We start from the raw sequence: 13,782 nt of genomic DNA, 5'->3' as shown, positions 1-13,782 counted from the left end.
TGGAGAGATGAGGGGGAAAAATAACGAAGAGAAAACTCCCGCGATGATGAGGCCAATTCCACGGATGAATGGACTATTCGTATCAACAACACCGTTCAGAGATATATTTCACTGAGTAGCGACAGGCAACGTAACGGTACTCATTTTGGTTCTATTCGAAGTCGTTGACCCCGGAGCACCAAGAGGAATCCGGCGACGATTCCACCGACGAGAAACAGGTAGTGGAGAAGCCAGCCGACACCACTGATTTCCTTCGTCTTGGCGAGCCTGGTGACGGAGTAGTTCCCGTTTCGCTGGATGAGTTCGTTCGTCATCTCGATTTCCCGATGGGTACTCACGCTCCCGGTTCGAACCGCGCGCTGAATCGGTACCGGTGCGGCCGCGTAGGCAGTCGAAACGTCTTTCAGGGTCTTCTCTTTCGTGCAGGTTTGAGCGACATGTACCACGTTTCGTTTTGTTCGATACCCCACGATTCGTAGAACTGACCGTTGACGAACACTGCCGAGTAATCCCTGTCCACGCCGCTGAATCGGTAGTTCGTCGGAACGGTTGCGTTGCCATCGTTGTAGAGATAGCGCTCAAGTTGGCAGGAATGGGTAGGATAACCGCGGAGACAGGCAACATCGGAATCGATTTGCTCCAATCCGAGCGTGGACTGCTCGTCGGTCTGATAGCCACCATCGGTAAATTCGATGCCAACTCGTTCGTAGCGGTAGGTCGGGTCGTCGAGATGGAGAGAACCGATATACAGCGGATTCAAAAGAAGCAGAAGGCCCACCGAAATGGAAAGAAGCGGTTTCGCTTCCGACAGGTTTCGCATGTCGTTTCGATACGTGTCATACTATAGGTGCTTTGTCGGGGTATCACGGTTCGACCATCACTTGCCGAACCGCCTCCGCAGTTCCGCCCGATTGAGTTCGCCCGTCGCGCGACGAGGAAGCGAGGCGACAACTTCGATTGCCCGCGGAACTTCGTGTCGTGCGAGTCGCTCCTCCGCGAACTCTCGCAGTTCGCCCGGCGACACGTCGCCGACGACGACGGCTTTCGGTGCCGCTCCGCCGGTTTCCGCAACCCCTTCGATGACGCCCGCGGTCCGAACGTCGGCGTGTGATTCGAGGACGGTTTCGATTGCTCGGGGATGGATTCGCTCTCCCTCGCTTTCGAACGGTTCGCCGGCGCGCCCGACGAAGACGAATCCGGCGGATTCGTCTTCGTCATTGCGGTTTTCGCGCCGGAACAGATCGCCCGTCGGAACCCAGTCGTCGAACCGTTTGCCGCCGAGATACCTGCTCGCAGTGGTCGGCCCGCGAACGAACAGTTCGCCCGTTTCGTCCTCGATTCGAACGTCGAAGTCCGGAAACGGATGTGCAGTGCGCTCGGTTTCCGGCGATTCACGGAGAACGTTCAGACCGGTTTCCGGGCGACCGTACACCCGAACGAACGGAACTGGAAACGCTTCGCGCACGTCCGGCGGGACGCGGGCGCGAGTGGTCAGCCAATCGAGGGAGAAAAGCGACCGGAGCGAATCACGGTTCGTTTCTCCCTCGACATCAGCTAACCCCTGGAATTCGGTCGGGCCGCCGTTGAGGCAGGTGACGCCGTGTTGCTCGATTGCCGATAGCGCGCGTTCCGGGTCGAACGCGCGCTGGAGGACGACGCATCCACCGACGGTGAGTAGTGGCAAAACGAATCTGAACAGGCAATCCGAAAGCGATAGCGGAAGCAGTGGAATAGTGCAGTCGGTTCTGCCCAATCCGAATCCCGAGACGGCGGTGATGCAGTTCCACTCGACTGCTTGTCTGGATAGGCAGACGACGTTCCCGCCGTCGTCGCTGGAAACGAGAAGACACGTGTCGTCCGCTTCGATTGTCGCGGTTCGGTCGAGCCTCGCGTGTGGGGAATCGACCGCGGTCGATTCCCCTGCCTCGGTCGATTCTCCATCCTCGAACTCTTCGAACGAATGGGCGTCGAACTGTCGGACGAGGTCGCGTTGTGCGGATTCAAACAGCACGATGTCGGGGTCGATTCGCTCCATCGGGTTCGAAACGGTCGCGGGCGTGAGTCGATGCGAAACCGGCGCGAACACGCCGCCGACGCGCCACGTGGCGAACAGCAGAACGAGCACTTCCACGCGGTTTCGGGAGACGACGGCGACTCGGTCGCCGGAGTCGATGCCGAGTTCGCCCAGTTCGTTCGCGGCCGATTTCACGCGTCGAGCGAAGTCAGCGTAGGTGAACTCCTCGTTTCCCTCGACGACTGCGACCCGATTCCCCCAGAGGTCGGCGTGTCGCTCAAATGATAGCGACATACCTTCCATTGAACGCGAACCGTGTTAGCAGTTCTGTGCGATTCGAGGGACAATCCGAACCTCACTCGAACGTCTCGTCCGTGTTCGCTTCCAAAAACTTCAGCAGTTCGTCGTTGACCTCCTTCGACCGCTCGATGTGGACGAAGTGGGGCGCACCTTCGAACTCCCGCAGGTCGCCACGAGGAAGCCCGCTCGCTAGTTCTCGACCTGTTTCGACCGGGAAGACCTCGTCCTCGCTTCCGTGAAGCACCAGCGTCGGGGTCGTGATTTCGTACAGATTATCGCTCACGTCGAAGTTCGCCATCGCGTCGAACTGGGCGCGCTGGGCGTCGGGTTCGGCGTCGTCTTCCAGTCGCCATTCTACGAGGTCTTCCAACCCGGCGTCGAACGCTTCCTCGCTCACCACTGGACGGAGCGATTCGTGGAGTTCGTCCGGGGTTTTCTCGGTGAGCAGTTGGTTTCGAACTCCGGACGAGAGTCGGGAGCCATCTGCGGACGTACCGATGAGTGTCAGCGTTTTCGCCCGCGAATACTCTTTTGCGTGTTGGAGTGCGACCATCCCGCCCAGCCCTGCACCGACGAGATGCGCCTTCCTGAGATTGTTGTCGGCCAGCACCGAATCGAGGTCGCCCGCCATCTGTGAAATCGAATACGGGCCGTTCGGAGCATCTGAGCCCCCGGTTCCGCGGTTGTCCCACACCAACGACTCGAACGGGCCAGCGACGGCGGCGTGTTGCCACCCCCACTGCCACGCGCCGTATCCCACATCCTCGATGAACGCGACCGTGTCGTGGTTCGCCGTCCCGTCCGTCTCGTAGTACAGTGAGACGCCATCGTGTTCCGCAACAGGCATTCTACCGGGACGGTACGGTGGTCAGGTGTTTCAACTCGTTCATTCGTCGGGAGCACCACTGCAATCTCTCTGGCGAACGGTCACCTGCGGCAGCCAGAAATATTACCTACACACCACCCGTCACCGTTTGCACCCCGCCGAGGGGAAATCGCAGAAACGGAGAATCCAACAATGGCACAACAGTTCGAATGCACACAGCAGGATTGCGACTTCATGGTACGGGCGAACGACGAGAACGAAGTCATCGAAATGGTGCAGGAACACGCCCAGAATCGACACGGTATGTCGATGGACAGAAACGACATCGAAGGCGCAATTCGGCAGAGCTAGAGCCGAGACGACCAGATTTCCGACTTTTTGTCGCTGGCGAAGGATTAAGTACCTCCGGAAGCGTGGTGAAAGTGATGGCAGACGACCCCGACGAGGGGATGTTGTCGTGGGACGAGTCGGTGTTCCGCGAGGAGCACGTCTTCGAAATCGACTACGTGCCGGAGACGTTCGAACACCGCGCGTCCCAGATGCAGAGCCTTCAGTACGCGCTCAGGCCAGCAGTTCGTGGATCGCGCCCGCTCAACGTCATGGCGCGCGGACCGCCCGGGACTGGCAAGACGACCGCGGTTCAGAAACTGTTCGACGAACTGTCGGCCCAGACTGACGTTCGAACGGTGCGCGTCAACTGCCAAGTCGATTCGACGCGGTACGCGATTTTCTCGCGCATCTTCGAGGGCATTTTCGAGTACGAACCACCATCGAGCGGGATTTCGTTCAAAAAGCTGTTCCGCCAGATAACCGAGAAACTGGTCGAAGAGGACGAAGTCCTCGTCGTCGCGCTGGACGACGTGAACTACCTGTTCTACGAAGGTGAGGCCTCGGACACCCTGTACTCGCTTTTGCGCGCCCACGAAGCTCACAGCGGGGCGAAAATCGGCGTCATCGTCGTCTCCTCCGACCTGAATCTGGACGTTATCGAGGAATTGGATACACGGGTTCAGAGCGTTTTCAGACCCGAAGACGCCTACTTCCCAGTCTACGACCGCGAGGAGATAATCGGCATCCTCGGCGAGCGCGTCAAACGCGGTTTCCACGAGGGCGTCATCGGGCCAGAGGTGCTTGAGCGCGTAGCCGAACTGACTGCCGAAAGTGGCGACCTGCGGGTCGGCATCGACCTGCTTCGCCGCGCCGGACTAAACGCCGAAATGCGGGCCAGCAGAACCGTGAGTTTGCAGGACGTGGAGGACGCCTACGAGAAATCGAAATTCGTTCACCTTTCCCACAGTTTGCACGCCTTGAGCGACAACGAAGTCGCCCTCGTCCGTGTCATCGCGGAACACGACGGCGAGCAGGCGGGCGACGTGTACGAGGCGTTCCACGACGAAACGGATTTGGGCTACACGCGCTACTCGGAAATCATCAACAAACTCGACCAACTTGGCATCATCGACGCCACCTACACCAACGTCGAAGGCAGAGGGCGGTCGCGGTCGCTGTCACTGCGATACGACCCGGATGCGGTGTTGGCGCGGTTGGATGATTAAGGGGGATTAGTCATCTTCGTTTTCGTGAGTTAGTGTTAGTCGGAAGAATGAGCCGAGAGTGAGTACGCTGCAGAAATAAAAGCGAGAATCCTTCGTTCAGTCGGCTTCCGCCGCCACGCGCTGTTCTTCGATGTACTCGATCATCTCGGCTGTCTCCTCGACGAACCCGTCCATCTCGACTTCACTTCCGTGGAGAACCGTCGAGAAGTACTGCGTCGTGCTGGCGAGGTTGACGGCCTCTTCGAGTTCGACCTCCGTCACATCCTCCATCCGTGCTTCTTCCTTGTGGAAATGGCTGCAGTACGGACATTTGATGGCGGCAGATACACCGACCCCGATGAGTGCTTTCTCCCGTGCAGACAGTTCGGTTTCCCCGAATTCGAGGTCCCGTACGAGTGCCCAACTGTGGTCTGACGCTGGCTCTGAAAGATTTTCTATCCACGTTGGAACCAGCCCACAGTGTTCTTCGATTTCGTTCCGTGTTTCGGTCGATACCATGCTTTCTCCCTCGATGGATTTCCGGGTGCGTTCGTCGTTCCCCAGTCGCCGTTGCACTGGAAACCCGCTTATAAACACAACCACCAGCGCAAAGAAAATCATCTAATAGCGTCTGATACGACGAACTCTTCATTATTGAGTCGATTTACGAATTTCATACTACTACACATACAAACAGGAACCTTGTAGGCCGAATCAATTCGATAACTATCCTATTTTTCATTCCTCAAAATCCGACAAACGACCCGCTAAAGTAGCTCGAATCCCTATCCAAAATACCATGAGTGACACCCAGTCAGGGCCGCTCAGGCCCGACAACCCGGACGCGGAAACCGAGTTCCGGGTGGACGCCCCGTTCGACCCGGCAGGCGACCAACCCGAAGCCATCGAGCAGTTGGCGGCGGGGTACAACGAGGGAATGCAAAAACAGACCCTGCTGGGCGTCACGGGGTCGGGGAAGACGAACACAGTTTCGTGGACTGTCGAGGAAATCCAGAAACCGACGCTGGTCATCGCCCACAACAAGACGCTGGCGGCGCAGTTGTACGAGGAGTTCCGGAATTTGTTTCCGGACAACGCGGTGGAGTACTTCGTCTCCTACTACGACTACTACCAACCCGAGGCCTACGTCGAGCAGACCGACACCTACATCGACAAGGACGCATCCATCAACGAGGAAATCGACCGCCTCCGCCACTCCGCCACGCGCTCGCTGCTGACCCGCGACGACGTAATCGTGGTCGCGTCTGTCTCGGCGATTTACGGGCTGGGTGACCCGCGAAACTACGAGGAAATGAGTCTGCGTCTGGAAGTCGGCGAGCAAATCGGGCGCGACGAACTGCTCGCCCGTCTCGTGGATTTGAACTACGAGCGCAACGATATGGATTTCACGCAGGGAACGTTCCGCGTCCGGGGCGACACCGTAGAAATCTTCCCGATGTACGGGCGGTTCGCGGTTCGTGTCGAACTCTGGGGCGACGAAATCGACCGAATGGTGAAAATCGACCCGCTGGAGGGTGAAGTGAAATCCCAAGAACCCGCGGTGCTCGTCCACCCAGCGGAACACTACTCGATTCCGGAGCAGACGATGGAAGACGCAATCGCCGAAATCGAGGCGGATTTGGAAAATCGGATTCGCTACTTCGAACGAAACGGCGACCTCGTGGCCGCCCAGCGAATCGAAGAGCGGACGACGTTCGATTTGGAGATGATGAAGGAGGCAGGCTACTGTTCGGGTATCGAGAACTACTCCGTCTACCTCTCCGACCGCGAGGTCGGCGAAGCGCCCTTCACCCTGCTCGACTACTTCCCCGACGATTTCCTCTGCGTCATCGACGAATCCCACCAGACGGTGCCGCAAATCAAGGGCCAGTTCGCGGGCGACAAATCCCGAAAGGATTCGCTGGTCGAAAACGGCTTCAGGCTTCCCACGGCCTACGACAACCGCCCGCTCACGTTCGAGGAGTTCGAGGAAAAAAGCGCGAGAACGCTGTACATCTCCGCGACGCCCGCCGACTACGAACAAGAAGAGAGCGAGCAAATCGTAGAGCAAATCGTTCGACCGACGCACTTGGTTGACCCGATGGTCGAAGTCAGCGATGCGTCGGGCCAAATCGACGACCTGATGAACCGCATCGGGAAGCGAGTCGAAAACGACGAGCGCGTTCTCGTCACGACCTTGACGAAGCGGATGGCGGAAGACTTGACCGAATACTTGGAGGAAGCAGGCGTCGCCGTCGAGTACATGCACGACGAGACGGACACGCTCGAACGCCACGAACTGGTTCGCGGCCTCCGACTGGGCGAGTTCGACGTACTCGTCGGCATCAACCTGCTCCGTGAGGGACTGGACATTCCGGAAGTGTCGATGGTCGCCATCCTCGACGCCGACCAGCAGGGCTTCCTGCGCTCGGAAACCTCGCTCGTCCAGACGATGGGTCGGGCGGCCCGGAACGTCAACGGCGAAGTCGTGCTGTACGCCGACGAGGTGACAGACGCGATGGAGGCCGCGATGGACGAAACCCGTCGCAGGCGCGAGATTCAGCGGGAGTTCAACGAAGAACACGGCTTCGAACCGCAGACCATCGACAAGGAGGTTTCGGAGGCGAACCTGCCGGGAAGCAAAACCGACACCAGCAGTGTGACGGGAAGTGCGCCCGAAACTGACGAGGAAGCGGCCCAGTACATCGAGGAACTCGAAGCGCGGATGCAGGAGGCCGCGAGCAATCTGGAGTTCGAACTCGCTGCGGACATCCGCGACCGGATTCAAGACGTTCGTGCGGAGTTCGAGGTGGACATGGGTATCGAACCCGAGCAAGGCGGCGAATCGGAGTTCGGTGGCGAGTTTGAGGAGTTCTAATCAGGACGAACTGAAAATCAGTTTCGCTCGGGTTCCATCTCGCCGCCCATTTCAGCGGCCTCACTCACATCCGTTTCGAGTTCCGACAGCATCTCCTCGATATCGTCCAGCCCCAACAGCTTCTCCGTCTCGGGGTCGAACTCGTTGCTCTCCAACATCGCGCCGTTGCCCTGCACGTCGCTTCCCGAGAGGTGTTTGCCGTAGCGACCGATCAGCGAGGAGAGTTCCTGCGGCAGGACGAACGTGGACGATTTGCTCTCGCCGATTCGTTTCAGCGAGTCCATACCGCGGTCGATGACTGCACGTTCGCCCATCGACTCGGCGGATTTCGCCCGAAGGACGATGGAAACCGCATCACCCTGTGCTTCGAGAATTTGGCTCTGTTTTTCCCCCTGCGCCTGAATGATGTTCGAGGCTTTTTCTCCCTCCGCCGTCTCGACTGCGCTCCGGCGTTCACCCTGCGCTTCGAGAATCATCGCCCTGCGGCGGCGTTCCGCGCTGGTCTGTTGCTCCATCGCGCCGACCACGGAACGACTTGGCATGACTTCGCGGACTTCGACGCTCTCGACGCGAATCCCCCACTCGTCCGTCGGCGGGTCGATTTCCTCGCGGATTCTCGTGTTGATGACGTCCCGGCGGCTAAGCGTTTCGTCCAGTTTCATATCTCCCAGCACGGCCCGGAGCGTGGTTTGGCCGAGGTTGGAAACCGCTTTTTCGTAGTTATCCACCCCGAGGAACGCCCGTTCCGGGTCCATCACTCGGACGTAAAGAACCGCATCCGCGACGACCGGGGAGTTGTCCTCCGTGATGGCTTCCTGTTTCGGCACATCGAACACCCGCGTCCGCATGTCGAATCGGTGCGTCGCGCTGACGAACGGCGGGATGAAGTGAATGCCGGGGTCGAGGAGTTCGCGGTACTCGCCGAAGACGGTCAGCGCGCGCTTTTCGTAGGGACCGACGATTTCTACGGCGCTGTTGACCGTCAGTGCGGCGAGTCCGAGGAGGAGGATTCCGGCGATTGCGACCGCGTCGAGGTACGGTAGCGCGAGGAAGAAGAGAACCCCGAAGACGATTGCGAGGAGTACCGTCCCGAAATTGAGCCTCGCCGTCGTCTTGCCGAGCGTGTACAGCGGGTGATTCATGTATGAGAGTTAAGGCACCAATCGCTTAACAGTTACGTGCTAACGAATCCCGTGGGGGAGATAGCCGCTTTTATTTCCAAAACAGGATCGGAGTTGTCGGAATGGATGTGATTTACTTTGTGTTTTGACAACTTCCGACTCCAATCAAACCGCCTTCGCAGACCCCATCCTCCCCAACCGACTCCTTCACTCGCTTGCGCTCGTTCAGTCGCCCCTCGCACGAGTCGCTTCGCTCCCGCGCGCCGGGAGAGTCACGCAAATCCACGAAATTCACGCAAATCCACGAAATCCGGATTTTCCACGCGGCGCGCGCTGGCACAGGTCTTCGGACGACGGGTCCGAAGACCTGTGCTGACAGCGTGCGAGGGATGAGGCTTGCAAGACGCAGAGCGACTTGCTGACCTGCGGCCGTAGCCCGCAGACATCGCAACGAACACAGTGAGTGAGAAGCGCAGTCGGTTGGGGAGGCGTGTGGCTGATTGCGGTGCGGTGGCGGTATAATTGGAGTCGGCAGAACCTAACGCCACTGCTAAGCAAGTTTCAGCCTCGAAGTAAAAATCTCGTCTCAATCAGTTTTCTCGCTAAATCGCTGGTCAAAACCGTTCTCGAATCGACGCAACCGTCTTTTCACCGACTCCCTCAACTTCTCGCAGTTCGTCATCCGAAGCGGAGCGAATCCCGTCCAAACTCCCGAATCGGCGGAACAGTTTCCGGCGCGTCTGCGGGCCAACACCCCGAACACCATCCAATTCGGTCGAAACGTCGTCACGAAGCGTCTGGTGGTACTGCACCGCGAACCGATGGGATTCGTCGCGCACTCGCTGAAGGATATGCAGTTGCGGGGCGTCGCTCGGCCAATCGAAGGTTCGGATCGGCGTGACGACGATTTCCTCGGCTTTGGCGAGACCGACGGCGGGCACGTCCCATCCGACTTCGGTCAGCGCCTCACGCGCGGCGTCGAGTTGGCCCTTCCCGCCGTCGATGAGGAGTAAGTCGGGGTCGGGGCGTTCGTCGCGCCCCGCCACTGCTCGCTCCGCACGCCAGCGAATCAGGGTTCGCATGTTGTCGTAATCGTCGTTTTTCTCATCCAGCTTTTTCCGGCGGTAGTCCGATTTTTCGGGCGACCCACCTGCAAAGACGACGTTGCTGCCGACGACGGACGACCCCTGCGCGTGGCTCACGTCGAAGCCCTCGATTCGCTCGATTGCGGACATAGAGAGTTCGTCGGCCAAGGCCCGCAGTTCGTCGGGGGCGTTCGCCCCTCGCCGGGCGTTTTTCAACGCCAAATCGACGAGCGTCGCTTCGCGGCCTGCGCCCGGAACACGGACGGAAACGCCTTCCGCGTCCAGCCAGTCCAGCACGTCCATGTCGTCTGGACGTTCGGAAAGGAGGAGGGCATCGGGCAGTTCGCGCTCGGCGTAAAACTGCGGGATGAAGCCGCCGAACACCGCGGCCACATCGTCGCCGTCTGGCAGGGAGAGTGTGTGTCGGTCGCGGTCAACCAGTTGTCCGCGCTCGCTGTGCAGTCGGGCGACGGTAGCCCGTTCGCCCTCGACGGAGGCACCGAGCACGTCCACGGTTCGTTCGTCGCTCTGCGAGGAAATCGCGTCGGCGTCGCCCCCGTGGAACGATTCGACCGCTTCGAGTCGGTCGCGGAGGTTGGCCGCGCGCTCGAACTCCTTACTTTGTGCCGATTCTTCCATCTCCCTGCGGAGGGGTGTCGCCAGCACGTCCGTCTCGCCGCCCAAGAATCGCTCGACGCTCTCCACGTCGGCGAGGTACGCCTCGCGCCCGATTTCGTTCGTGCAGGGTGCGGTACAGAGGCCGATGTCGTAGTCGAGGCAGGGACGGTCGCGGTTGGCGAACTTGTAGTCCGAACAGCCCCGGATTCCATAGGCTTCCCGAAGGGCCTTGACGACGGTTTCGACGTTCGTCTTGCTCGTGAATGGGCCGAAAACGGTTGCACCCTCACGATTTGGGTCGCGGGTAATTTCGATTTGCGGGAACTCGTGGCCGGTCACCTGCACGAGGGGATAGGATTTGTCGTCCTTCAGTCGGACGTTGTACCGCGGCTGGTAGCGTTTGATGAGGTTCGCTTCCAGAAGGAGCGCCTGTGTTTCCGTGTCGGTCACCGCGAAATCCAGCGCGTCGGCGCGTTTGACCATCCGGCCGATGCGGTTGCTCCGCGGGTCTGCATACGACCGCACGCGAGCACGGAGGTCAACCGCCTTTCCGACGTACCTGACGGTGTCGCCCTCCAAAAATTGATACACGCCAGGGTCGCGGGGAAGTTCCGTTACGCGCTCTCTGACCGTTGCCGCGTCCATCTGTTTCGACTAGCCGTCGCGGAAGTTTGAACCTGTCCCTACCGGGGGAATGTTCGTGATTTTGTGTGCCAGCACGACAGTCTAAGGTGCTTGGCGGTAACCTACGAACCGTTTGATGGTAACATACAGAGTGATCGATGGTAATCTACGGTGTGATTGGTGGTAACACGGTATTTGCCGCGTTCAACCACTCGTTTTTATTCGGTGGGGTCACGTTAGTGGGGGTAGAACATGGTCAATCGCAAGGAAATGATGGTACTGATTGCAAACCGAACCGGATGGACTGACGTTCATCACTAGCAAACGCTAATGATTTCAATCTCGAAACGCCGCCTTCGAGCACTGTTTGCCGCCCTCCTCATGCTGTCGGTTCTGACAGTCGGGTACGGAGTTGCGACATCGTGGACGGAGACGACGTTCGAATCCTACATCGACGGAAGTGACGTGGATAGAGAGGCACAAGTCGCCCCCGAAGCGGATGGCATCACGGTCATCGCCACGGACTCGAACTCGTGGCGAGGGCAGGCCAGCGAAGGGCCGCGCGCGAGAGCAGAACTCGTCGCACTGAATCCCGACGGGACGGTGATGTATTACAACGATAGTCACACGCGCTACTGGGACGTTGACCCGGTTCCCGGAACTGATGCGACGGTCGAGTACTCCTACGCTGACCACCTCGAAGGAAATCAGTGTCCGAGCGCCGACGAGTGGAACGCGAGCGACTACGGCGTTGACCAAGAGACGTGGGACACCTACTACGACACCCACGGCGACATCAACGCCTGTACGTTCAACGGCGTCGAGCGCGTGAACCTCTCGACCGGCGAGGTCGAGGACGTGTGGGGTCACCCGACGCCCGGAAAAGAGGCGTCGCGCTACCACGACGTTGACCGAATCAACGAGACGCACCTCGTCGTCGCCGACATCTACCTCGACGGCGTGTTCGTCGTGAACACCGAATCCGACGACATCGTGTGGCGCTGGAACGCTTCCGACGACTTCGACCCTGAAGCGACCGGTGGCCCGTACCCGAAAGACTGGTCGCACATCAACGACGTTGAAGTCCTCGAAGACGGCCGAATCACGGTGAGTCCCCGCAATCTTGACCGTGTAGTGTTCCTGTCTCCGGATAACCACTCCGCTATCAAATCGGACACCCTTGGCGAGGAGGACAACTACGACATCCTCTACGAACAGCACAACCCGGACTACGTCAACGAATCCAACGGCGGGCCTGCCGAAATCGTCGCCGACAGCGAGAACAATCGCGTCATCGAATATCAGCGAAACGGAAACGGAGAGTGGGAACAGTCGTGGATTTGGCGAGACGGCAGAATGCAGTGGCCTCGCGACGCAGACCGCCTGCCGAACGGCCACACCCTCATCGGCGATTCGAACGGCAACCGCGTCTTCGAAGTCGATGAAAACGGCAAAGTCGTCTGGCAACTCAACATCGCGTTCCCCTACGAAGTCGAACGACTCGGAACCGGTGACGAATCCGCGGGCGGCCCGAGCGCCCAATCTGCGGACATCGCCTCTCGAACCGGAAACGTCGGTGACCAGTTCTGGATTGCCGTGAAGAACTTCATCCCCGGCAAATATCTGAACGGCCTGATGTACATCACGCCGGTCTGGATGGGCGTTCCCGAAGTGTTCGCCATCGCGCTCGGCTTCGTCACCGCCCTCGTCTGGGGTGGCATCGAAGCGAACTGGTACCGGAAGCGCCGCAGCGAGATTACTAGCGACCATCCTGAAGAGCAAGAGCAGTCGATGGACTGAGCCGAAATCCTCAGAATCGGTTTCTCAACTATGCCTTTTCTCGCCCGAGTGTAGTGCGTATTCGCCGAGCGGCGTCTTCGGCCTCCTTGCCGTTTACGGGCACGTAAATCGGCTCTCTTCCGGCGCGTTCGATGACCAACTCTTCCGACCGAGTGACGAAATACAGCGCGCCGAGGACGAATCCGACGAACAGCAATACGCCGCCAATCAGCAGGAAGGCATCCGTGAGGATGCCGAACATGACCGCCATCGAGGAAATCATTTGGCCGACGCCGCCGATGATTTGATCGTTCGGAGCTTCGGTATTGCCGAGCCTGACGAGGATACCGCTGCTGTTTATTAAGAACCCCCCGCCAAGGAGAATGATTCCGTAGACGACGCTCCGGATGACCCACGAGAGGTAGCTATCGTGACCGGTCGGTTGGACGCTGGCATTGAGGACGTTCGGGCGGTCTGCATGGTCGAATCGCCGACCGCCACCTTCGGGCATGAACGCAAGCACGCGATGGCTCGTCACCGCGATTCGTGCGCCGTCGAGTTCGATTTCCTCCTCGATGTCCTCGCCTGCAAACAGCATATCCAGCAGGCGGTCATCCGATGCCTCGGACAGCGGGGACTGTCGCATCGTTTATCGGGACAATCACAGAGTTAAATAAGGTTGTGGCTACGACATCCCTCGCCAGATACAAGCCTTCGACGGGAGAACCCTGGGCTATGACTGACGTGCGCGTCTGGCTCGTGGAACGGACGTACAGCGACCGCGACCTGCTGACGCTGGTGTATTCGACGCCGGATGGCGAGCAGTATCTCCAAAAGGAACTGGCCGGGCGACTCGGCGGCGAGACGACCGCCGCAATCGAAGTCGAACAAGACAGGCTGTCTTCCGTGACGGAAGACAGCCGTCAGCAACGCTACGCCGAGGAAGTAGAGCGAATGGCGGACAAACACGACCCGAGCGATACGGTGTGACATAGAACAGTA

The 13,782-nt window shown here is 59.2% G+C and carries 14 protein-coding genes; 5 read left to right on the top strand and 9 right to left on the bottom strand.

The window, feature by feature from the left end:
- Positions 1 to 140: 140 nt before the first annotated feature.
- From BW974_RS12520 to BW974_RS12505, 4 genes are all read right to left on the bottom strand, one after another.
- Positions 141 to 446 (bottom strand): hypothetical protein, encoded by a 306-nt coding sequence (locus tag BW974_RS12520; protein ID WP_076430614.1) that lies wholly within the window; start codon positions 444 to 446, stop codon positions 141 to 143.
- Entirely contained in the window at positions 404 to 820 is a 417-nt protein-coding gene (locus BW974_RS12515; protein WP_076430613.1) for a hypothetical protein, read from the bottom strand. Before BW974_RS12515 ends, BW974_RS12520 begins: the two co-directional genes overlap by 43 nt.
- A 57-nt stretch (positions 821 to 877) precedes the next feature.
- A complete protein-coding gene (locus BW974_RS12510) occupies positions 878 to 2,308 on the bottom strand; it encodes a class I adenylate-forming enzyme family protein (protein ID WP_076430612.1) in 1,431 nt (476 codons plus the stop codon).
- Between the two features lie 61 nt (positions 2,309 to 2,369).
- Positions 2,370 to 3,161 (bottom strand): alpha/beta fold hydrolase, encoded by a 792-nt coding sequence (locus BW974_RS12505; protein ID WP_076430611.1) that lies wholly within the window; start codon positions 3,159 to 3,161, stop codon positions 2,370 to 2,372.
- Between the two features lie 171 nt (positions 3,162 to 3,332).
- Here BW974_RS12505 and BW974_RS12500 point away from each other — a divergent pair, with 171 nt between their 5' ends.
- Together BW974_RS12500 and BW974_RS12495 are read left to right on the top strand one after the other, a co-directional pair.
- On the top strand, positions 3,333 to 3,491 hold the full coding sequence (locus BW974_RS12500; RefSeq protein WP_076430610.1) for a DUF1059 domain-containing protein: 159 nt from the start codon (positions 3,333 to 3,335) through the stop codon (positions 3,489 to 3,491).
- Positions 3,492 to 3,565: 74 nt separating this feature from the next.
- Positions 3,566 to 4,696: an ORC1-type DNA replication protein gene (locus BW974_RS12495; protein ID WP_076430609.1), complete on the top strand. Its 1,131-nt coding sequence runs from the start codon at positions 3,566 to 3,568 to the stop codon at positions 4,694 to 4,696.
- A 96-nt stretch (positions 4,697 to 4,792) separates the two neighbouring features.
- On the opposite strand, the gene BW974_RS12490 is transcribed toward BW974_RS12495, so the two are convergent.
- Positions 4,793 to 5,194: a carboxymuconolactone decarboxylase family protein gene (locus tag BW974_RS12490; protein WP_076430942.1), complete on the bottom strand. Its 402-nt coding sequence runs from the start codon at positions 5,192 to 5,194 to the stop codon at positions 4,793 to 4,795.
- Positions 5,195 to 5,474: 280 nt separating this feature from the next.
- Between BW974_RS12490 and uvrB the strand changes: the two genes are divergently transcribed.
- The gene (gene uvrB / locus BW974_RS12485) at positions 5,475 to 7,553 is read left to right on the top strand and encodes an excinuclease ABC subunit UvrB (RefSeq protein ID WP_076430608.1); all 2,079 of its coding nucleotides are present in this window, start codon (positions 5,475 to 5,477) and stop codon (positions 7,551 to 7,553) included.
- Between the two features lie 17 nt (positions 7,554 to 7,570).
- Here the strand turns inward: uvrB and BW974_RS12480 are convergent, their stop codons facing one another.
- From BW974_RS12480 to BW974_RS12470, 3 genes are all read right to left on the bottom strand, one after another.
- The gene (locus BW974_RS12480) at positions 7,571 to 8,695 is read right to left on the bottom strand and encodes an SPFH domain-containing protein (protein ID WP_076430607.1); all 1,125 of its coding nucleotides are present in this window, start codon (positions 8,693 to 8,695) and stop codon (positions 7,571 to 7,573) included.
- Between the two features lie 112 nt (positions 8,696 to 8,807).
- Positions 8,808 to 9,014: a hypothetical protein gene (locus tag BW974_RS25670; RefSeq protein ID WP_175609691.1), complete on the bottom strand. Its 207-nt coding sequence runs from the start codon at positions 9,012 to 9,014 to the stop codon at positions 8,808 to 8,810.
- A 274-nt stretch (positions 9,015 to 9,288) separates the two neighbouring features.
- On the bottom strand, positions 9,289 to 11,022 hold the full coding sequence (locus BW974_RS12470; protein WP_076430605.1) for an excinuclease ABC subunit C: 1,734 nt from the start codon (positions 11,020 to 11,022) through the stop codon (positions 9,289 to 9,291).
- A gap of 309 nt (positions 11,023 to 11,331) precedes the next feature.
- Here BW974_RS12470 and BW974_RS12465 point away from each other — a divergent pair, with 309 nt between their 5' ends.
- Positions 11,332 to 12,801: an arylsulfotransferase family protein gene (locus tag BW974_RS12465; protein ID WP_076430604.1), complete on the top strand. Its 1,470-nt coding sequence runs from the start codon at positions 11,332 to 11,334 to the stop codon at positions 12,799 to 12,801.
- Between the two features lie 28 nt (positions 12,802 to 12,829).
- Here BW974_RS12465 and BW974_RS12460 read toward each other — a convergent pair whose 3' ends face one another.
- The gene (locus BW974_RS12460; RefSeq protein ID WP_076430603.1) at positions 12,830 to 13,426 is read right to left on the bottom strand and encodes a hypothetical protein; all 597 of its coding nucleotides are present in this window, start codon (positions 13,424 to 13,426) and stop codon (positions 12,830 to 12,832) included.
- Positions 13,427 to 13,515: 89 nt separating this feature from the next.
- Between BW974_RS12460 and BW974_RS12455 the strand changes: the two genes are divergently transcribed.
- Complete coding sequence (locus tag BW974_RS12455; protein WP_076430602.1) at positions 13,516 to 13,770, top strand: DUF7967 family protein; 255 nt, start codon at positions 13,516 to 13,518, stop codon at positions 13,768 to 13,770.
- The last annotated feature ends 12 nt before the right edge of the window (positions 13,771 to 13,782 follow it).

It is taken from the genome of Haladaptatus litoreus (assembly GCF_900156425.1).
GTDB lineage: Archaea > Halobacteriota > Halobacteria > Halobacteriales > Haladaptataceae > Haladaptatus > Haladaptatus litoreus.
The sequence above is the reverse complement of the archived record's forward strand: the minus strand, read 5'-3'. Positions and strand labels throughout refer to the sequence as shown.